This window comes from Helicobacter pylori (assembly GCF_011175115.1).
GTDB classification, from domain to species: domain Bacteria; phylum Campylobacterota; class Campylobacteria; order Campylobacterales; family Helicobacteraceae; genus Helicobacter; species Helicobacter pylori_DF.
In genome coordinates, this window is sequence record NZ_SHOW01000002.1 from 126,131 (window position 1) to 146,143 (window position 20,013).

Consider the following 20,013-nt stretch of genomic DNA (forward strand, 5'->3'; position numbering starts at 1 on the left):
TTTGTAAAAACGCTCAAAGGCATTTTTTAAACAAAAATATAAAACAGCTTGATCTTAATCAAGCGACAAACTCTTAAAAAAACGCTCTTTTTGGGTTAGGGGTTTTAGTTGGGGGTTGTAGGAGGAATTATTTCAAAATCCCCTGTTCTCTTAAGAAACTTATTATAAAAACAAAGTTTTAAAAACCCCATTCTTTAAAAAATTATTTTTTTACAGCTTAGCTTGAAACTCTTCAAAGCCTTTTTTCCTCAATTGGCATGCCGGGCATTTCCCACAGCCATAGCCATAAGCATGCAAAATCTTTCGCTCTCCTTGATAGCAGGTGTGCGTTTCTTTGATGATCAAATCTAAAGCCCCTAAATCTTTAGCCATTTGAAATTCTTGCGCTTTACTTAAAAACATTAGAGGTGTTACAATTTTAATCGCTGTGTTTGATCCTAAATTTAGGGCATGCTCGATGCTTTTAATAAAATCTTCTTTACAATCCGGATAGCCGCTAAAATCCGCTTGCGAAACCCCTAAAGCGATGTTACTAGCCCCCAGTTTTTGCGCGTAAGAATGCAAAAGGGTGATAAAAATGGCGTTACGATTAGGCACAAAAGAGTTAGGCAAATCTTTATTTTGCGCATGCGAATGCCCCATTAAATCGTTAGAGTTTTTAAAAAGCGCGGAGTGGGTGATATTCTCTAAAAAATCTAACGGGATGATTTCATAAGGGAGTTGTAAAAGAGAAGCGATTTTTTGAGCGCATTCTAATTCCACAGAGTGTTTTTGCGCGTAATCAAACCCCACTAAACAGACTTTTTTAAAACGCTTTTTCGCCCATACGGCTAAAGTGGTGCTGTCTTGCCCGCCGCTAAAACCGATCACGCAAATTTCTTGTTCCATCAAAATTCCTTAAAAATTCTAAAAAGATATAATAACACAAAGAAATTTTAAGAGTAAAAAGCGTGTTTGAGTTAGAAGCAGAATTAAAAGAATTGTTTGACATTTATGAAAAATCCCCTCATGAGCTTTACTTGGTAGGGGGGTGCGTGCGCGATTGTTTGATGGGCATTACCCCCAAAGATTACGATTTGACCTCAAACGCTTTAGTCAATGAAAGTAAAGAGCTTCTTTTAAAGCGCCATTTTAGGGTGCTAGAAACCGGTATCAAACATGGCACGATCACGGCTCTTAAAAACCATCAAAGCTATGAAATCACAACTTTTAGAATGGAAAAGGGGCATATCAAACACCGAAAGCCTAAAGAATTGGTTTTTAGCATGCGTTTGACAGACGATTTAAAGCGGCGCGATTTTAGCATGAATGCGATCGCTTATAGCCCTACAAAAGGGCTGATTGATCCTTTTAAAGGGCAGAATGCGATTGAAAATCAAACGATTGAATGCGTGGGGGAAGCGCGATTGAGGTTTTTTGAAGACGCTTTAAGGATTTTAAGAGCGCTGCGATTTAGCGCGACTTTAGGCTTTAAGATAGCGCCAAGCACCAAAAGGGCGGTTTTTGCGTGTAAGGATTTGTTAAAACACCTTTCTAAAGAGCGCTTACAAAGTGAATTGAATAAGCTTCTTATGGGGAAAAACGCCTATGAAGTGGCTAAAGAATATCAAGAAATTTTGGAGTTGGTTATTCAAGAAAAAATAGAAAATTTAGGGTTTTTAAAAAACGCGCCTTTCAATCTGGAATTAAGATTATTGGGGTTTTTTAAACATCAAAAAAGTTTAGAAAATCTACGATACCCTAAAAAAACATGTGTTTTATTTGCTCAAGCTAAAGAATGCCACAAATCTTTTTTAAATATTCATAATAAAACAGAGTTAAAATTTTTATTGAAAAACTATGATTTAGAACCTTTTAATTTGGCTTTAGATTTTTATGCGCTCAAAAACCCCAAACACGCTTTAAAAATTAAAGGCTTATTAAAAGAAATATTTAACGCTAACGAGCCTTTTAAAAAAGAGCACCTAGCCCTTAAGGGCGGCGCGCTTCAAAGCTTGGGCTACCAACACCAAAAAATCGGCGAAATTTTAAACGCATGCTTAAATTTAGTCATTGAAAATCCTAAAAATAACGCTTTAGAGTGGCTGATAAAATGGGTTAAAGATCATTATTTACCTAATGATGCTATAAATCATTCGCCAATAGGCAGAAAAAATTAAAAACAGAGAAAACATGATAACGATGAATGCGATTCAATGGCCTAAGAAATGGACACCAGGAGAGACTGATAATTTCGTGTCCAATGAAGTCATTGTCAAAGGTTTGGATTTTAATAAAGTGGTGCAGCATTTAAGAGACGCGTCTTGTTGGGAAAAGTATTACAAAAATTCAGGGAATGTCCACATGCATAATCAAGACAATACCATTCTTAAAGACAAGACTCGTTTCCGTTTTGAAACTTTTGGCTTTCTCATTGAAGCACAAGTGGAAGAGTTTGAATTGAAAGACACCATACTGCGTTTGGCTTGGAGAGGTTGGAATGAAGCTAAAGGCGATGAGTATCTTGAAGTGTATCACGCATGGCTAGTTGAAAAATTAGACAATGATCGTGTGCGTATTTTAACCCAAGAAAGCCAATCAGGAGTTCCTGCTAAAGCTTTAGCGAAATCTGTACCTAATGCGATGTTGAATGGCCATCAAGCTTGGTTAGATGGTTTAGTGGCGTATTCACGCTAATAAGTGAGGATTGAATGAAAATCGGATGGATTGGACTAGGGGCTATGGGGACTCCTATGGCGACTCGTTTGTGCGATGCAAATTTAGACGTGTCTGTTTATAACCGAACAGAAAGCAAAGCGGCCTATTTAAAAGAAAAGGGCGTAGCGGTTTATACTAACCCTATAGATTTGGCCGCTAAAGTTGATCTGATTTTTACCATGCTTTCGGATAAAACGGCGATTGATGCTGTTTTAGCACCAGAATTTTGGGAACAGATGTCTGAAAAAATCGTGGTGAATATGAGCACTATCGCCCCTTTGGAAAGCTTATCTTTAGAAAAAATCGCTCAAAAGCATCAAGTAACTTACCTTGAAGCACCCGTTTCAGGATCGGTTGGCGCGGCTAAAGCCGGGGCGTTATTGATTTTGGCGGCAGGTGATGAAGAAGTTATCTCTAAACTCAAACCTGTTTTGGCGCATTTAGGGAGTCAGATTTTTTATTTGGGTAAGATTGGTCAAGGGACAAGAGCCAAGTTATCCATTAATAGCCTTTTGGCTCAAATGGGGGTTGCTTATTCAGAGGCTTTGCTATTAGCCAAACGTTTAGGGGTTGATGCAGAGTCATTTTTGCAAATTATTGGCCAATCTGGCATGAATTCGCCTCTCTTTCAAGCTAAAAAAGGCATGTGGTTGCAAGATAATTATCCGGCCGCTTTCAGCTTGAAGCTCATGCTCAAAGACATTCGTTTAGCTAACAATGAAGCAGGAGAGGCGATAAAGTTGCCATTCTTACTTCAAGTGCAAGAGCTTTATTCTCAAGCGGAAAAATCCGGTTTAGGCGAAATGGATATGGCAGTCGTTTATCATTATTTAGAAAAAGGAGATCATTAAAATGGACAGAGAACAAGTGGTTGCTTTACAGCACTAACGATTTGCTGCAAAAAAATACGATCCTAATCGTCGTATTTCCCAAAAGGATTGGGAAGCTTTGGTTGAAGTGGGGAGGTTAGCCCCTTCTTCAATCGGACTTGAACCATGGAAAATGCTTTTATTAAAGAATGAACGCATGAAAGAAGATTTAAAACCGATGGCCTGGGGGGCGCTTTTTGGTTTAGAGGGAGCGAGCCATTTTGTCATTTATCTTGCACGAAAAGGCGTTACTTATGACAGCGATTACGTTAAGAAAGTGATGCATGAGGTTAAAAAAAGGGATTATGACACCAATTCCAGGTTCGCTCAAATCATCAAAAATTTCCAAGAGAACGATATGAAACTCAATAGCGAACGATCCTTGTTTGATTGGGCTAGCAAGCAGACTTATATCCAAATGGCGAACATGATGATGGCAGCGGCCATGTTAGGGATTGATTCTTGCCCGATTGAAGGGTATGATCAAGAAAAAGTGGAGGCTTATTTAGAGGAAAAAGGCTATCTGAACACGGCGGAATTTGGCGTGTCGGTAATGGCTTGTTTTGGTTATCGCAACCAAGAAATCACCCCTAAAACCCGCTGGAAGACAGAAGTTATTTATGAAGTGATTGAATAAAAAACGCTTTTAGCTTTTTGATAACCAATCATAAAGAGCTTGGCGTTAGCCAAGCACTAATCTCTTAAATGATGCCTATTCATGTTTGATAAAACAGAACTACCACAACACAATTAAGTATTCTTTGGGTATAATCAAAAACTATTTTTAAATAAAGGGTTTTTATGCTTCGTTTTGCGCCTTCGCCTACAGGGGATATGCACATAGGGAATTTAAGGGCAGCCATTTTTAACTACATTGTGGCTAAACAGCAACACAAACCCTTTCTCATTCGCATTGAAGACACGGACAAAGAGCGCAACATTGAAGGCAAAGACCAAGAGATTTTAGAAATTTTAAAGCTTATGGGGATAAGCTGGGACAAGCTCGTGTATCAAAGCCATAATATAGAGTATCACAGAGAAATGGCAGAAAAATTACTGAAAGAAAATAAAGCGTTTTATTGTTATGCGAGCGCGGAGTTTTTAGAAAGAGAAAAAGAAAAAGCCAAAAATGAAAAACGCCCTTTTAGGTATTTAGACGAGTGGGCCACTTTAGAAAAAGACAAAAACCATGCCCCTGTGGTGCGTTTAAAAGCCCCAAATCATGCGGTGTCTTTCAATGATGCGATTAAAAAAGAAGTGAAATTTGAGCCTGATGAATTGGATTCTTTTGTGCTTTTAAGGAAGGATAAAAGCCCTACTTATAATTTCGCTTGCGCATGCGATGATTTGCTCTATGAAATCAGTCTGATCATTAGAGGCGAAGATCATGTGAGTAACACCCCTAAACAAATCTTAATCCAAGAAGCTTTAGGCTCCAATAATCCCATTGTTTATGCGCATTTGCCCATTATTTTAGATGAAGTAAGCGGTAAAAAGATGAGCAAAAGAGACGAAGCGTCCAGCGTGAAATGGCTTTTGAATCAAGGGTTTTTACCGGTTGCGATCGTGAATTATCTCATCACTATCGGTAATAAAGTGCCTAAGGAAGTTTTTAGTCTTGATGAAGCGATAGAGTGGTTTAGTTTAGAAAATCTTTCTAATTCCCCGGCTCATTTTAATTTAAAATATTTAAAACACTTAAACCACGAGCATTTAAAGCTTTTAGACGATGAAAAGTTATTAGAACTCACTTCAATAAAAGATAAAAACCTCTTAGGGCTTTTAAGATTGTTTATAGAAGAATGCGGCACGCTTTTAGAATTGAAAGAAAAAATTTCGTTGTTTTTAGAGCCAAAGGATATTGTTAAAACTTATGAAAATGAAGATTTTAAAGAGCGTTGTTTAGCGCTTTTTAACGCTCTAAAAAGCATGGATTTTCAAGCGTATAAGGATTTTGAAAGTTTTAAAAAAGAAGCCATGCGATTGAGCCAGCTTAAGGGTAAGGATTTTTTCAAACCTTTGCGCATTCTTTTAACCGGGAACTCGCATGGCGTTGAATTGCCGTTGATTTTCCCCTATATCCAAAGCCATTATCAAGAAGTTTTAAGGCTCAAAGCATGATTTTTTCTACCCTTATTAATGCGATAGCGGTGATTTTAAGCTTGCTCATTACGATTTATATGTGGGTGGTGATCATTTATTCGCTTATCAGTTTTGTGCAGCCTAACCCCAATAACCCCATCATGCAAATCCTCGCTCGCTTGTGTGAGCCGGTGTTTTATTTTTTACGCTCTAGATTCAAGCTGGTGTTTAACGGGTTGGATTTCGCTCCTTTAGTGGTGGTCATCGTTTTGAAATTTTTGGATTTAACTCTCATCCAATGGCTTTTTATGCTCGCCAAAAGTCTTTAAAGGAAATCATGCGTTTTTTTATTTTATTTTTTATCGGTGCACTTGGCGTTAGTTTTTCTCAAACCGAGTTCAATTTAAAAGATTTAGAAAAAAAGCCCGCCGGGATCGTTAGGGATTATTATTTATGGCGTTATATTAGCGATAAAAAAACCACTTTAGAAAACGCTAAAAAAGCCTATGAATTGACTCAAAATAAAAATAACGCCCTACAAAAGGCCATGCAAGAAAAAGGCTCAGACAATGCAGAAAAAAGCCCTGATGTCAAATTGCCTGAAGATATTTATTGCAAGCAAATCACTTTAGAAAGCATGTTAGAAGAAACAGACACTTTCCAAAATAGCTGTATCGCTATCGCTTTAAAATCAAAAATCAGAGATTTTGATAAAATCCCCCTTCAAACTCTTAAGCCCTTACAAGAAAAAATCAAAGAGGCTTACCCTGTTCTTTATGAAGAATTAGAAATTTTGCAAAGTAAGCATGTGAGCGCTTCTTTATTTAAGGCTAACGCGCAAGTGTTTAGCGCGCTTTTCAATCATTTGAGTTATGAAAAAAAGCTCCAAATTTTTGAAAAGCATATCCCTATTAAAGAGTTAAACCGCCTTTTAGATGAAGATTACCCGGCGTTTAACCGCTTGATCTATCAGGTTATCTTAGATCCTAAATTGGATCATTTTAAAGACGCTTTAGCGAAAAGTAACGCCACCCAAAGCAACGCGCAAACCTTTTTTATTCTAGGGATCAATGAGATCTTGCGCAAAAAAACTTCTAAAGCGCTCAAGTATTTTGAACGCTCAGAAGCGGTTGTCAAGGACGATGATTTTTCAAAAGACAGAGCGATTTTTTGGCAGTATTTAGCCTCTAAAAAGAAAAAAACTTTGGAGCGCCTTTCACAAAGCCCAGCCCTAAATCTCTATAGCCTTTATGCGAGCCGCAAACTCAAAACCACGCCCAGTTATCGCATCATTTCTCGCATCCAGAATTTAAGCCAAGAGAACCCTCCTTTTAACACTTACGATCCTTTTTCGTGGCAAATTTTTAAGGAAAAAACTTTGAGTTTGAAAGATGAGGGCGCGTTTAATGCGATGCTAAAAAGCTTGTATTATGAAAAAAGCGCTCCTGAATTGACCTATCTTTTAAGCCAACGCAATAAAGACAAGATTTATTATTATTTATCCCCTTATGAGGGCATTATTGAATGGCAAAATACAGATGAAAGGGCTATGGCGTATGCGATCGCTAGGCAAGAAAGCTTTTTGCTCCCGGCAGTCATTTCGCGCTCGTTCGCTCTGGGGCTTATGCAAATCATGCCCTTTAATGTAGGGCCTTTCGCTAAACGCCTTGGCATGGATAACATTGATCTAAACGACATGTTTAACCCCAATATCGCCCTCAAACTTGGCAATTATTACTTGAACCATTTGAAAAAAGAATTCAACCACCCCCTTTTTGTCGCCTACGCTTATAACGCTGGGCCTGGGTTTTTAAGGAGGTGGTTAGAAAGCTCCAAACGATTTAAAGAAAAAAATCATTTTGAGCCATGGCTTAGCATGGAGCTTATGCCTTATAGCGAGACTCGCATGTATGGCTTTAGAGTCATGCTCAATTACTTGATTTATCAAGAAATTTTTGGGAATTTCATCCCTATTGATGCGTTTTTAGAACAAACTCTTAACTCAAAGGACAAACCGTGATTAAAAAATGCCTTTTTCCTGCCGCGGGCTATGGCACGCGCTTTTTGCCGATCACTAAAACCATTCCTAAAGAAATGCTGCCCATTGTGGATAAGCCTTTAATCCAATACGCTGTGGAAGAAGCGATGGAAGCGGGCTGTGAAGTGATGGCGATCGTTACAGGAAGGAATAAACGAAGCTTAGAAGATTATTTTGACACGAGCTATGAAATAGAGCATCAAATCCAAGGTACTAACAAAGAAAACGCCCTAAAAAGCATTCGTAACATTATAGAAAAATGCTGTTTTTCCTATGTGCGCCAAAAGCAAATGAAAGGCTTAGGGCATGCGATTTTAACCGGAGAAGCCCTCATAGGCAATGAGCCTTTTGCGGTGATTTTAGCCGACGACTTATGCATAAGCCATGATCACCCAAGCGTGTTAAAGCAAATGACTTCATTGTATCAAAAATACCAATGCTCCATTGTAGCCATTGAAGAAGTGGCGCTAGAAGAAGTTTCAAAATACGGCGTGATCAGAGGCGAATGGTTAGAAGAGGGGGTGTATGAGATTAAAGACATGGTAGAAAAACCAAATCAAGAAGACGCCCCAAGCAATCTAGCCGTGATAGGGCGCTACATTTTAACCCCAGATATTTTTGAAATTTTAAGCGAGACGAAACCGGGTAAAAACAATGAAATCCAAATCACAGACGCCTTACGCACTCAAGCCAAAAGAAAGCGCATCATCGCTTACCAATTCAAAGGCAAACGATACGATTGCGGGAGCGTGGAAGGCTATATTGAAGCGAGTAACGCTTATTATAAAAAACGCTTATAAATCTTATCAACATGGGCAATTTGACTTATTACGCTTACATGTATTTGATCCTCTTTGTATGCCTGCTGCCTGTGTTATTAATGGGGCTTGTTTGGAGGCTTACTCGCCCCCCTTTAAAGCAAAATATTCCTAATAAAAGCCTTTCTTTAGAAAATTTAAACGAACAAATCAAAAACCTTAAAAGCACACCAGCTTTAGAAAAACTGAAAAACGACTTCAATGAGCGCTTTAAAATCTGCCCCAAAGACAAAGAAACTCTGTGGCTAGAAACGATCCAAAAATTAGTCGCTTCAGAATTTTTTGAATTAGAAGACGCTATTAATTTTGGGCAAGAATTAGAAAACGCTAACCCTAGTCATGCGCAAAAAATCGCTAACGCTACCGGCTTAGCCCTTAAGAATAAAAAAGAAAAAGGATAGAATTGGATTTTTTAGAGATTGTAGGACAAGTCCCTTTAAAAGGGGGGGTAGAAATTTCAGGGGCGAAAAATTCCGCACTCCCCATTTTAGCCGCCACGCTTTTAAGCCGCCAAGAAGTCAAAATCAAATCTCTGCCCCAAGTGGTGGATATCAAGGCGATGGCGTTATTGTTGCAAAATTTAGGTGCAAGCTTAGAATGGCTTGATCCTAACACGCTTCAAATCAGCGCTAAATCCCTGCGCCACACCGAAGCCACTTACGATTTGGTGCGTAAAATGCGCGCTTCTATTTTGGTTTTAGGCCCTTTATTAGCGCGCTTTAAAGAATGCTTAGTGAGTTTGCCCGGTGGGTGCGCTATAGGAGCTAGGCCTGTGGATTTACACCTAAAAGCGATGCAACAATTAGGGGCTGAAATCAAAATTGAGCAAGGCTATATCCATGCAAAAGCCCCTAAAGGCTTGAAAGGGAATGATATTTTATTTGATAAAATCAGCGTTACAGGCACAGAAAACGCCCTCATGGCCGCAAGCTTAGCTAAAGGGATCACGCGCATCATTAACGCCGCTAAAGAGCCAGAAATCGCTCAATTGTGCGCGTTTTTACAGAGTGGGGGCGTAGAAATTGAGGGCGTTGGTAGCAGTGAGCTAAAGATTAGGGGGGTAGAAAATGACGCTTTAAATTTAAAAGATATTCAAATCATACCGGATAGGATTGAAGCAGGCACTTATTTGTGCGTGGGGGCTATCACTAACAGCCAGCTTAAAATCAATCGTATCATCCCTAACCATCTTCAAGCGATCACGGACAAGCTCATAGAAATTGGTTTTTCGCTAAACATTCAAGAAAATTCTATAGAAATTTATCCGGCTAAAAAACGCCAAGCCTTTGAAATCACCACGAAAGAATACCCAGGCTTTCCCACAGACATGCAAGCGCAATTCATGGCGTTAGCCACGCAGTGTTTGGGGACGAGCGTGATTGAAGAGACGCTTTTTGAAAACCGCTTCATGCATGCAAGCGAGTTGCAACGCTTGGGGGCTAATATCAGCCTGAAAACGAATGTGGCTACCATTAGCGGATCCACAGAGCTTACCGGAAGCGATGTGATGGCGACCGATTTAAGGGCTTCTTCGGCTCTCGTTTTAGCCGCTTTAGTGGCTAAGGGCGTGAGTAGGGTGCATAGGATTTACCACTTGGATAGGGGTTATGAGAGGTTAGAGGATAAAATCAACGCTTTAGGGGCAAAAGTGTTGCGTTTAAAAGAAAAATAGCTCAAGATTTGGTTACAATAGCTAGAATATTTTTCAATTATTACATAAGGAGCTTTTATGCGTATTGAGCATGATTTCATTGGGCAAATGGAAATTAGCGATGAAGTTTATTACGGGATTCAAACTTTAAGAGCGAGTGAAAATTTTTTCATCACCAACGACAAGCTTTGCAGTTATCCTGTTTTTATCAAATCTTTTGCTCAAGTCAAAAAAGCGGCTGCTTTAGCGAACGCGCAATTAGGCTTGATTGATGAAAAGCTTAAAATTGCGATTTGCCATGCGTGCGATTTGCTCATTGATGGCAAATACCATGATCAATTCATTGTGGATATGATTCAAGGGGGGGCTGGCACAAGCACGAACATGAACATGAATGAAGTGATTGCTAATTTGGCTTTAGAATACATGGGGCATCAAAAGGGCGAGTACCAATTTTGCCACCCAAACGACCATGTCAACCGCTCTCAATCCACCAATGACGCCTATCCTAGCGCGTTAAAAATCGCTATTTATGAGCGCTTGAGTAATTTAGTCGCTCCCATGAAGGCTTTAAGGGACGCTTTCGCTCAAAAAGCTAAGGAATTTTCCCATGTGATTAAAATGGGGCGCACCCAGCTTCAAGACGCTGTGCCTATGACTTTAGGCCAAGAGTTTGAAACTTATGCCTTGATGGTTGATAGGGATATTGAGCAGGTTTTAGACGCTAGGAATTGGGTAAGAGAGCTTAATTTAGGCGGCACGGCTATTGGCACAGGGATCAATTCGCACCCGGATTATCGCAGTTTGATTGAAAAGAAAATCCAAGAAGTAACGGGCCGCCCCTTTGTCATGGCTAACAATTTGATAGAAGCCACTCAAAGCACGGGAGCGTATGTGCAAGTGAGTGGGGTTTTAAAGCGTATTGCGGTGAAACTTTCTAAGGTTTGTAACGATTTAAGGTTACTCAGTTCAGGCCCTAGAGCCGGGTTGAATGAAATCAATTTGCCTAAAATGCAGCCGGGCAGCTCTATTATGCCCGGTAAAGTCAATCCGGTGATCCCTGAAGTGGTCAATCAAGTGTGTTTTGCGGTAATTGGGAACGATTTGAGCGTGGCGTTAGCCGCAGAAGGAGGGCAATTGCAACTCAATGTGTTTGAGCCGGTGATCGCTTACAAGCTTTTCCATTCCTTTGTGATTTTAGGGCGCGCGATTGAAACCTTAACGACTAAATGCGTGGAAGGCATCACGGCTAATGAAAAGATTTGCCACGATTATGTCTTTAACAGCATTGGCATTGTTACCGCGCTAAACCCTCATATCGGCTATGAAAAATCCGCTATGATCGCTAAAGAAGCCTTAAAAAGCGATCGTTCTATCTATGACATCGCTTTAGAAAAGAAAATCTTAACCAAAGAGCAACTGGATGATATTTTCAAGCCAGAAAACATGCTAAGCCCTCACGCTTTCAAAAAGCATAAAGACTGAACGCTTTGCAACACTCACGCCTTCAAACTTTACACTCCCTTTATATGGAGCGTCTTTTGGGCGAAACTTATACGAATATCAACCTTACTAAGCCCCAAAATAAGCCCCTTAACAAACAAGTTTATGAGGGCATAGAAAATTGCAATCTGTGCAAACGCCACCAACATTCAAAACCGGTGATCGGGCTTTTTAACCCCACTTCCAAGCTCACTTTCATCACGCTAACCCCCATGCTAGATAGCCAATTAAATTTCTTAAACAATTTAAAAGCGGCCATGTTAGAGAGCATTATCCAAAAAGTTTTTAACTGCCCCTTAAAAGATTGCAGTATTTTATCGCTCCTTAAATGCGACTCTAGCAGCCTTAATTTAGAAGAAGAAATCAACGCATGCTTGCCTCATTTAATCTGGCAATTAGACAACAGCGCTTCAAAAGTCATTGTGGTATTTGGCGAGATTTTGCCCCAACGCCTTTTAAACCTTTCTAAAGAAGAATCCTTTGGGCGCATCGTGTCTTTAAAAACCAAACATTTTTTAAGCACCCATGCTTTAGAAGACATGCTCAAAAACCCCACGCTCAAAAAAGAAGCGTTAGCGCATTTTAAAATAGCGCTTCAATTTCTTAACCAATCTTAAAATACGCCTTATTTTCTAACCCACTTCCTTATGGCGCATAGCAAAGGTAAGGATTTTTGATAAGCTTTGTAATAGATTTTAAAAGTGGTGTTTTGAGAGAGTTCCAACAAAGGCGAAGCGTTTTGTAAGAGGCGATCATAATTAACCCTCAAATCATCATAATTAACCCTCAAATCATCATAATTAACCCTCAAATCATCATAATTAACCCTCAAATCATCAATGGATACTAACGGATCATGCAGATCACCCTCCCACATGAAAGATGTTGAGGATTTGTGATAAATCGTGTCGTTTTCTAAAATCGTTTTAAAAAAATCTAGGATTTTTTTAAAACTCAAATCTTGGTAAAAGTAAGCTTTCCCATCAAGGGTGTTTAAAGGGTTTTCATAGAGCATGTCTAAATAAGCGTTTGGGTGCGTGTGCAAGTATCTAATATAATCAATCGCTTCATCAAAATCTTTAAAATCATGCACATTCACAAAACTCTTAGGGTTAAAATCTTTCGCCACGCTGGGACTCCCCCAATAAATAGGAATGGTATGGCTGAAATAAGCGTCAATGATTTTTTCGGTTACATAGCCATAGCCTTGCGAGTTTTCAAAACACAGATTGAATTTATATTGGCTTAAAAACTCGCTCTTGTTTTTAACCTTATAGCCTAGAGTGTTTTTCACGCTCCCTCCCCCAGTAACTGGCTCAATAGAATTTAAAGCGTCATAGAAAGCATTCCTTTTAGGAGCGTTAGGGTTGCTCGCTACAAAGCTCGCAAACCCTCTTTTCAAAGGATCGCTCTCATCATTCACTATTGCGCATAAATGGGGGTGGTTTTCTTTAAAATGGTGGGAGGGTTTTTTTAAAGTATAAAGGCTGTTGTCTTTAATCTTGTAGGGCGCGGTGGTGTCATTCACGCTCTCGGCTTTACGGTGTAGCCTATCATAATATAAAGGCATTCTCAAATAACGATTGTTAAAGTCCAATTCATCAAAGCCTATGGCGTAATCAAAGAGGTTGAAATTAGGGACTTCGTTTTCACCGGTGTAAAACACTCTTTTAGCGTTTTGATAGGATAGGATTTTTCTGGCTGATCCAATAGGACTGCCAAAGACAAGATCTGAGGGTTCGTTGGGGTTTTGGTGGAGGGTGATTGTGTAGCGTTGTTTTAAGATGAAATACAGAGTGCTCTTTTTAAATTCTTTAATTTCTTCATCTCCCCACCAATTCGCCACAGCGATTTTTAGGGGGGGGGGAGATTTAGAGGCCATTTTTTCAATGGAAGCGCTTTCTATATAAGCGTCTAATAGGGGTTGGAACATGGTTATCCTTTAAAGGAGTATTTTACAAAAAAATTTTTTTAAATCAAAGGCTTGATTAGGGCTAAATCAGGCTCATTGATGCAATGCGTGGCGTGCTGTTTTAAAACCTCTTTAGCGTTGAAAGCGATTTTAATGCGGGCATGTTTGAACATGCTCAAGTCATTCGCCCCATCGCCCACGACTAAAGTGTTCGTTTTACTGATATTCAACAGGCGTTGTAAGGAAAGGAGCATTTCGCCTTTAGAGTGTGAAAACATCATATGCCCCGTAACCAAGCCGTTTAAGGCGTTATTTTCCACTATCAGCGTGTTACTGAAAGCCGCATCTAAATTTAATAAATCCCTATAATAATTCGTCGCTAGATCAAAGCCCCCGCTGAAGCAAACCACCTTATAATTTTTCTCTTTTAAGGCGCTAACAAGCTCAAGCGCCCCATCAAACAAAGGCAGACTTTCACAAACTTCTTTGGCTAGTTTTAAGGGCATGTTTTTGAGTTTAGAAACCCTTAAAATAAGACTTTTATGAAAATCTGTTTCGCCATTCATGGCTTGTGAAGTGAACTTTTTCACTTCATCAAAAACCCCCCACGCCCTCGCTAAAGACTCAATCGTCTCAGCATTAACTAGCGTGGAGTCAAAATCAAAAACGGCTAGTTTTTGCACTCAATGACCTTAAAATTAAGATTTCCTGCTTTTAGCGATCCCTTTGATATACTGATCGGCCAAATACAAGCCATGGTTTTCATTACCAATCAACTCAATTTTATCCAAAATATCCTTGAAAAGCACTTCTTCTTCATGCTGTTCAGCCACATACCATTGCAAGAAATTGAAAGTCGCGTAATCGTTGCTTTTTAAAGCGTGATCCACGATGTTAGCGATAGACTTGCTGATGTCTTGCTCATGGTTATAAGCTTTTTGGAAAATTTGAGTCAAACCTTCAAACTTATGCTCAGGCGCACTGATGCTAGTCAATTGCACAGGCACATTGTTTTCATTCAAGAAGATGATGAGCTTTTTAGCATGCTCGTATTCTTCAGCCGCATGGTCAAACAAGAAAAGCCCTGCGCCATCTAAGCTATGGGTATAGCACCAAGAACTCATGCTCATATACAAGTTGGAAGAGTTCATTTCCTTATTCACTTGTTCGTTTAGCAACTTAATGATGTCTTTTGATAACATAGTATCTCCTTTGTGTTGGTTTAAGTTGTCCCATAATTATAGCATAAATGATAATGAAAAAGTAAACAAGAGTATGAAAATTTTCAAAAACTTGCAAAAAATGAGAGAGAACGCCAGCGAATGGCTTGATAAAGCTTAGATTTTATCATAAAAATCTATTTAATGAGAATTAGGTGAAAAAAGGGTTGGTAATTAGGGGGTTAAAAGGGGGTTATTATATAATGTATAAAAAGCATTCTTCAATCTAAAAATGCTACAATGTTTATCTTTAAAATGAAAGGCAATTTAACCATGGACTTTTTAGAAAAAGTATTAGACAATCAAGTTACTGAAAGTAAAGAATTAGTGAAGCTTTATGATTATGATTTATACACGCTAGGGGAAGCAGCGGATCACATGCGCCAAAACATGCACCAAAAAATCGTGTATTTTAATGTCAATAGGCATTTAAACCCCAGTAATATTTGCGCGGACGCTTGCAAATTTTGCGCTTTTTCAGCCCACAGAAAAAACCCTAACCCTTATGAAATGAGTTTAGAAGAAATCCTAGAAAAGGTTAAAAACTCCTACAACAAGGGGATTAAAGAAGTCCATATCGTGAGCGCTCATAACCCTAATTATTCTTATGAATGGTATTTAAAGGTGTTTGAAACCATCAAGCAAGAAATGCCTAACTTGCATTTAAAGGCCATGACCGCCGCAGAAGTGCATTTTTTAAGCACCAAATTCAACAAGCCTTTTGAATTGGTGCTAGAAGACATGCTTAAAGCTGGGGTGGATTCCATGCCGGGTGGGGGGGCGGAGATTTTTGATGAAGAAGTTAGGCGTAAAATCTGTAATGGTAAGGTGGGATCTTCTCGGTGGTTAGAAATCCATGCTTATTGGCACAAATTAGGCAAAATGAGTAACGCTACCATGCTTTTTGGGCATATTGAAAATAAAATCCATCGCATCGATCACATGCTAAGGATCAAAAAAATCCAAAGCCCTAAAGATAAAGTGGAAAACAAAGAAGGGGGTTTTAACGCTTTTATCCCCTTGTTGTATCAAAAAGAAAACAATTATTTGAATGTGGAAAAATCCCCTAGCGCAATAGAAATCTTAAAAACCATCGCCATATCTCGCATTCTTTTAAACAATATCCCCCACATTAAAGCTTATTGGGCGACTTTGGGCTTGAATTTGGCTTTAGTGGCTCAAGAATTTGGCGCTAACGATTTAGACGGCACGATAGAAATAGAGAGCATTCAAAGCGCGGCAGGCGCGAAGAGCCGGCATGGTTTAGAAAAAGAAGATTTGGTATTTAAAATCAAGGACGCTGGTTTTGTTGCGGTAGAAAGGGATAGTTTGTATAATTTTATACAAAAATTTTAATAATTTTTAGCGTTTTTAAGAATGATTAGTTATAATAATGCTACTAACAACACTCAAGCTAAAATCTATTAAGGAAATCAGTATTAAAAAATTTATTCTATCCTCTCTTGTTTTCGCATGTATCAATACCAGCGTTGAAGCTTTAGAAAATGACGGCTCTAAACCAAACGATTTGACCTCTCCAAAAGAAGTCTCTCAAGAATCCCAAAGAAATGAAGCTCAAAAAGAAACCTCCCAATCAAGTCAAACGCCTAAAGAAATGAAAGTCAAATCCATTTCTTATGTCGGGCTTTCTTACATGTCTGACATGCTCGCTAATGAAATTGTAAAGATTCGTGTGGGCGATATTGTGGATTCTAAAAAAATAGACACCGCTGTTTTAGCTTTGTTCAATCAAGGGTATTTTAAAGATGTTTATGCCACTTTTGAAAACGGCATTTTAGAGTTTCATTTTGATGAAAAAGCTAGGATTGCCGGGGTAGAAATCAAGGGTTATGGGACTGAAAAGGAAAAAGACGGCTTAAAATCCCAAATGGGGATCAAAAAGGGCGACACTTTTGATGAGCAAAAATTAGAGCATGCTAAAACGGCTTTAAAAACGGCTTTAGAGGGGCAGGGCTATTATGGGAGCGTGGTGGAGGTGCGCACCCAAAAGGTCAGTGAAGGCGCGTTATTAATCGTGTTTGATGTGAATAGGGGGGATAGTATTTATATCAAACAATCCATTTATGAGGGAAGCAATAAATTAAAACGCCGTGTGATTGAATCTTTGAGCGCGAACAAGCAGCGCGATTTCATGGGTTGGATGTGGGGCTTGAATGACGGAAAATTGCGCTTAGATCAATTAGAATACGATTCTTTGCGTATCCAAGATGTGTATATGCGTAGGGGTTACTTAGACGCTCATATTTCTTCGCCTTTTTTGAAAACGGATTTTTCCACCCATGACGCTAAGCTCCATTATAAGGTCAAAGAGGGGATCCAATACAGGATTTCAGACATTTTAATAGAAATTGACAACCCAGTAGTCCCCTTAAAAACCTTAGAAAAAGCGCTTAAAGTTAAAAGGAAAGATGTCTTTAATATTGAGCATTTAAGAGCGGATGCGCAAATTTTAAAAACCGAAATCGCCGATAAGGGTTATGCGTTTGCGGTGGTGAAGCCAGACTTGGATAAAGATGAAAAAAACGGGCTTGTGAAAGTCATTTATCGTATTGAAGTGGGCGATATGGTGCATATCAATGATGTCATCATTTCAGGAAACCAACGCACGAGCGATAGGATCATTAGGAGGGAATTGTTACTAGGGCCTAAAGATAAATACAACTTGACCAAACTGAGAAATTCCGAAAATTCTTTAAGGCGTTTAGGGTTTTTCTCTAAAGTCAAAATTGAAGAAAAAAGAGTTAATAGCTCGCTTATGGATTTGTTAGTGAGCGTAGAAGAGGGGCGCACCGGGCAGTTGCAATTTGGGTTAGGCTATGGCTCTTATGGAGGGCTTATGCTTAATGGGAGCGTGAGCGAAAGGAATCTTTTTGGCACCGGGCAAAGCATGAGCTTGTATGCTAACATTGCCACAGGGGGGGGTAGATCTTATCCGGGCATGCCAAGAGGAGCGGGGCGTATGTTTGCGGGGAATTTGAGCTTGACTAATCCAAGGATTTTTGACAGCTGGTATAGCTCTACGATCAATCTTTATGCGGATTATAGGATAAGCTACCAATACATCCAACAAGGCGGGGGCTTTGGGGTGAATGTCGGGCGCATGCTGGGTAACAGAACCCATGTGAGCTTAGGGTATAACTTGAATGTTACCAAACTCCTTGGTTTCAGCAGCCCTTTATACAACCGCTACTATTCCTCTGTTAATGAAGTGGTCGCTCCAAGGCAATGCTCTACCCCCGCATCGGTGATTATCAACCGCTTATCAGGCGGTAGAACTCCTTTACAACCTGAAAATTGTTCTAGTCCTGGAGCGATCACCACTTCACCAGAAATAAAAGGGATTTGGGATAGGGATTACCATACGCCTATCACCAGCTCTTTCACCCTTGATGTGAGCTATGACAACACCGATGATTATTATTTCCCTAGAAATGGGGTTATCTTTAGTTCCTATGCGACGATGTCTGGCTTGCCAAGCTCTGGCACGCTCAATTCGTGGAATGGGTTAGGCGGGAATGTCCGTAACACTAAAGTTTATGGTAAATTCGCCGCTTACCACCATTTGCAAAAATATTTATTGATAGATTTGATCGCTCGCTTTAAAACGCAAGGGGGCTATATCTTTAGGTATAACACCGATGATTACTTGCCCTTAAACTCCACCTTCTACATGGGGGGCGTAACCACGGTAAGAGGCTTTAGGAACGGATCGGTTACGCCTAAAGATGAGTTTGGCTTGTGGCTTGGAGGCGATGGGATCTTCACCGCTTCTACAGAATTAAGCTATGGGGTGTTAAAAGCGGCTAAAATGCGTTTGGCGTGGTTTTTTGACTTTGGTTTCTTGACCTTTAAAACCCCAACTAGGGGGAGCTTCTTCTATAACGCTCCCCTCACAACAGCGAATTTTAAAGATTATGGCGTTGTAGGGGCTGGGTTTGAAAGGGCGACTTGGAGGGCTTCTACAGGCTTGCAGATTGAATGGATTTCGCCCATGGGGCCTTTGGTGCTCATATTCCCTATAGCGTTTTTCAACCAATGGGGCGATGGCAATGGCAAGAAATGTAAAGGGCTATGCTTCAACCCTAACATGGACGATTACACGCAACACTTTGAATTTTCTATGGGAACAAGGTTTTAAAATGCGCATTAACAGAGAAGAAATTTTAGATTTAATGAAAAACGCGCCCTTGAAAGAATTAGGGCAAAAGGCTTTAGAAATCAAGCAACGCTTGCACCCTGAAAACTTGACGACTTTTATTGTGGATAGGAATATCAATTACACCAATATTTGTTTTGTGGATTGCAAGTTTTGCGCTTTCAAACGCACCCTAAAAGAAAAAGACGCCTATGTGTTGAGCTATGAAGAAATTGATCAAAAGATTGAAGAATTACTCGCCATTGGCGGCACGCAGATCCTTTTTCAAGGGGGGGTGCACCCGCAGCTCAAAATAGACTATTATGAAAATTTAGTCAGCCATATCGCTCAAAAATTCCCCACCATTACCATTCATGGTTTTAGCGCGGTTGAAATTGATTACATTTCTAAAATCTCTAAATTGTCTTTAAAAGAAGTTTTAGAAAGGTTGAAAAACGCCGGTTTAAGCTCCATTCCAGGAGCGGGAGCAGAAATACTAAGCGATAGGGTGCGCGATGTCATTGCTCCTAAAAAATTGAGCAGTGATCGGTGGATTGAAGTGCATAGAATGGCGCATCTTTGCGGGATTAAAAGCACAGCTACCATGATGTTTGGGAGCGTGGATAATGAAGAAGATGTAGTGGAGCATTTACAAAGGGTACGCGATTTGCAAGATGAAACCGGCGGCTTTAGGGCTTTTATTTTATGGAGTTTTCAGCCCAACAACACCCCCTTAAAAGAAGAAATCCCAAGCATTAAAAAAGCGAGTTCCAATCGGTATTTACGCTATTTGGCATGCAGTAGGATTTTTTTAGATAACATTCAAAACATACAAAGCTCATGGGTTACTCAAGGCTCTATGATAGGGCAGTTAGCCTTATTGTTTGGAGCGAATGATTTAGGGAGTGTGATGATGGAAGAAAATGTAGTGAAAGCGGCCGGAACGAGTTTTTGCATGAATGAAGCGGAAATGATAGAGCTTATTGAAGACATTGGGAGCGTGGCGGCTAAACGAAACACCGCTTATGAAATCTTAAAGCGTTATCCGGCTAAAGCAAAGGCATGAG

At 39.7% G+C, this 20,013-nt stretch carries 18 protein-coding genes and 1 pseudogene; 15 read left to right on the forward strand and 4 right to left on the reverse strand.

Annotated elements, in window-relative coordinates:
* Positions 1–210 precede the first annotated feature (210 nt).
* A complete protein-coding gene (queC, locus tag EXS92_RS03735; RefSeq protein WP_165515612.1) occupies positions 211–888 on the reverse strand; it encodes a 7-cyano-7-deazaguanine synthase QueC in 678 nt (225 codons plus the stop codon).
* Positions 889–950: 62 nt separating this feature from the next.
* On the opposite strand from queC, the gene EXS92_RS03740 reads away from it, so the two are divergent.
* From EXS92_RS03740 to EXS92_RS03795, 12 genes and pseudogenes are all read left to right on the forward strand, one after another.
* The gene (locus EXS92_RS03740; protein WP_165515613.1) at positions 951–2,159 is read left to right on the forward strand and encodes a tRNA nucleotidyltransferase/poly(A) polymerase-related protein; all 1,209 of its coding nucleotides are present in this window, start codon (positions 951–953) and stop codon (positions 2,157–2,159) included.
* Between the two features lie 13 nt (positions 2,160–2,172).
* On the forward strand, positions 2,173–2,676 hold the full coding sequence (locus EXS92_RS07995) for an SRPBCC family protein (RefSeq protein ID WP_165515614.1): 504 nt from the start codon (positions 2,173–2,175) through the stop codon (positions 2,674–2,676).
* A 14-nt stretch (positions 2,677–2,690) separates the two neighbouring features.
* Entirely contained in the window at positions 2,691–3,548 is an 858-nt protein-coding gene (locus EXS92_RS03750; protein WP_165515615.1) for an NAD(P)-dependent oxidoreductase, read from the forward strand.
* Between the two features lies 1 nt (position 3,549).
* Positions 3,550–4,203: pseudogene (gene frxA / locus EXS92_RS03755) on the forward strand (NAD(P)H-dependent flavin oxidoreductase FrxA).
* Positions 4,204–4,367: 164 nt separating this feature from the next.
* Complete coding sequence (gltX, locus tag EXS92_RS03760; RefSeq protein WP_165515616.1) at positions 4,368–5,687, forward strand: glutamate--tRNA ligase; 1,320 nt, start codon at positions 4,368–4,370, stop codon at positions 5,685–5,687.
* A complete protein-coding gene (locus EXS92_RS03765; protein WP_165515617.1) occupies positions 5,684–5,977 on the forward strand; it encodes a YggT family protein in 294 nt (97 codons plus the stop codon). The genes gltX and EXS92_RS03765 overlap by 4 nt, the downstream gene beginning before the upstream one ends.
* Positions 5,978–5,985: 8 nt before the next feature.
* Complete coding sequence (locus EXS92_RS03770) at positions 5,986–7,668, forward strand: lytic transglycosylase domain-containing protein (protein ID WP_165515618.1); 1,683 nt, start codon at positions 5,986–5,988, stop codon at positions 7,666–7,668.
* Positions 7,665–8,486: a UTP--glucose-1-phosphate uridylyltransferase GalU gene (galU, locus tag EXS92_RS03775; protein WP_000591482.1), complete on the forward strand. Its 822-nt coding sequence runs from the start codon at positions 7,665–7,667 to the stop codon at positions 8,484–8,486. Before EXS92_RS03770 ends, galU begins: the two co-directional genes overlap by 4 nt.
* An 11-nt stretch (positions 8,487–8,497) precedes the next feature.
* Positions 8,498–8,905: a hypothetical protein gene (locus EXS92_RS03780; RefSeq protein WP_165515619.1), complete on the forward strand. Its 408-nt coding sequence runs from the start codon at positions 8,498–8,500 to the stop codon at positions 8,903–8,905.
* A gap of 2 nt (positions 8,906–8,907) precedes the next feature.
* Positions 8,908–10,176 carry a UDP-N-acetylglucosamine 1-carboxyvinyltransferase gene (gene murA, locus EXS92_RS03785; protein ID WP_165515620.1) on the forward strand — a complete coding sequence of 423 codons (1,269 nt, stop codon included), beginning with the start codon at positions 8,908–8,910 and terminating at the stop codon, positions 10,174–10,176.
* Positions 10,177–10,233: 57 nt separating this feature from the next.
* The gene (gene aspA / locus EXS92_RS03790; RefSeq protein ID WP_001217488.1) at positions 10,234–11,640 is read left to right on the forward strand and encodes an aspartate ammonia-lyase; all 1,407 of its coding nucleotides are present in this window, start codon (positions 10,234–10,236) and stop codon (positions 11,638–11,640) included.
* Positions 11,641–11,684: 44 nt separating this feature from the next.
* Complete coding sequence (locus tag EXS92_RS03795) at positions 11,685–12,275, forward strand: uracil-DNA glycosylase family protein (RefSeq protein WP_165515659.1); 591 nt, start codon at positions 11,685–11,687, stop codon at positions 12,273–12,275.
* A gap of 8 nt (positions 12,276–12,283) precedes the next feature.
* Here the strand turns inward: EXS92_RS03795 and EXS92_RS03800 are convergent, their stop codons facing one another.
* Genes EXS92_RS03800 through EXS92_RS03810 form a run of 3 tightly spaced genes read right to left on the reverse strand, consistent with a single transcriptional unit; the run spans position 12,284 to position 14,772 of the window.
* Positions 12,284–13,591: a glycosyltransferase family 10 domain-containing protein gene (locus EXS92_RS03800; RefSeq protein ID WP_165515621.1), complete on the reverse strand. Its 1,308-nt coding sequence runs from the start codon at positions 13,589–13,591 to the stop codon at positions 12,284–12,286.
* A 38-nt stretch (positions 13,592–13,629) separates the two neighbouring features.
* Positions 13,630–14,253, reverse strand: a complete 624-nt coding sequence (gene serB / locus EXS92_RS03805) for a phosphoserine phosphatase SerB (RefSeq protein WP_165515622.1) — start codon at positions 14,251–14,253, stop codon at positions 13,630–13,632.
* A gap of 15 nt (positions 14,254–14,268) precedes the next feature.
* A complete protein-coding gene (locus tag EXS92_RS03810; RefSeq protein ID WP_165515623.1) occupies positions 14,269–14,772 on the reverse strand; it encodes a ferritin in 504 nt (167 codons plus the stop codon).
* A 291-nt stretch (positions 14,773–15,063) separates the two neighbouring features.
* Here EXS92_RS03810 and mqnE point away from each other — a divergent pair, with 291 nt between their 5' ends.
* The 3 genes from mqnE to EXS92_RS03825 are packed head-to-tail and all read left to right on the forward strand — an operon-like array spanning position 15,064 to position 20,012.
* Complete coding sequence (gene mqnE, locus EXS92_RS03815) at positions 15,064–16,146, forward strand: aminofutalosine synthase MqnE (RefSeq protein ID WP_165515624.1); 1,083 nt, start codon at positions 15,064–15,066, stop codon at positions 16,144–16,146.
* Positions 16,147–16,183: 37 nt separating this feature from the next.
* Positions 16,184–18,949 carry an outer membrane protein assembly factor BamA gene (gene bamA, locus EXS92_RS03820; protein WP_165515625.1) on the forward strand — a complete coding sequence of 922 codons (2,766 nt, stop codon included), beginning with the start codon at positions 16,184–16,186 and terminating at the stop codon, positions 18,947–18,949.
* A 1-nt stretch (position 18,950) separates the two neighbouring features.
* Positions 18,951–20,012, forward strand: coding sequence for a dehypoxanthine futalosine cyclase (locus tag EXS92_RS03825; RefSeq protein WP_001987885.1), 1,062 nt, complete (start codon positions 18,951–18,953; stop codon positions 20,010–20,012).
* Position 20,013: the final 1 nt, after the last annotated feature.

Coding starts and splice junctions, on each gene's coding strand:
- queC (WP_165515612.1), bottom strand. CDS start 888: ATGGAACAAGAAATTTGCGTGATCGGTTTTAGCGGCGGGCAAGACAGC.
- EXS92_RS07995 (WP_165515614.1), top strand. CDS start 2,173: ATGATAACGATGAATGCGATTCAATGGCCTAAGAAATGGACACCAGGA.
- EXS92_RS03750 (WP_165515615.1), top strand. CDS start 2,691: ATGAAAATCGGATGGATTGGACTAGGGGCTATGGGGACTCCTATGGCG.
- gltX (WP_165515616.1), top strand. CDS start 4,368: ATGCTTCGTTTTGCGCCTTCGCCTACAGGGGATATGCACATAGGGAAT.
- EXS92_RS03765 (WP_165515617.1), top strand. CDS start 5,684: ATGATTTTTTCTACCCTTATTAATGCGATAGCGGTGATTTTAAGCTTG.
- EXS92_RS03770 (WP_165515618.1), top strand. CDS start 5,986: ATGCGTTTTTTTATTTTATTTTTTATCGGTGCACTTGGCGTTAGTTTT.
- EXS92_RS03780 (WP_165515619.1), top strand. CDS start 8,498: ATGGGCAATTTGACTTATTACGCTTACATGTATTTGATCCTCTTTGTA.
- aspA (WP_001217488.1), top strand. CDS start 10,234: ATGCGTATTGAGCATGATTTCATTGGGCAAATGGAAATTAGCGATGAA.
- EXS92_RS03795 (WP_165515659.1), top strand. CDS start 11,685: ATGGAGCGTCTTTTGGGCGAAACTTATACGAATATCAACCTTACTAAG.
- EXS92_RS03800 (WP_165515621.1), bottom strand. CDS start 13,591: ATGTTCCAACCCCTATTAGACGCTTATATAGAAAGCGCTTCCATTGAA.
- EXS92_RS03810 (WP_165515623.1), bottom strand. CDS start 14,772: ATGTTATCAAAAGACATCATTAAGTTGCTAAACGAACAAGTGAATAAG.
- mqnE (WP_165515624.1), top strand. CDS start 15,064: ATGGACTTTTTAGAAAAAGTATTAGACAATCAAGTTACTGAAAGTAAA.
- bamA (WP_165515625.1), top strand. CDS start 16,184: ATGCTACTAACAACACTCAAGCTAAAATCTATTAAGGAAATCAGTATT.
- EXS92_RS03825 (WP_001987885.1), top strand. CDS start 18,951: ATGCGCATTAACAGAGAAGAAATTTTAGATTTAATGAAAAACGCGCCC.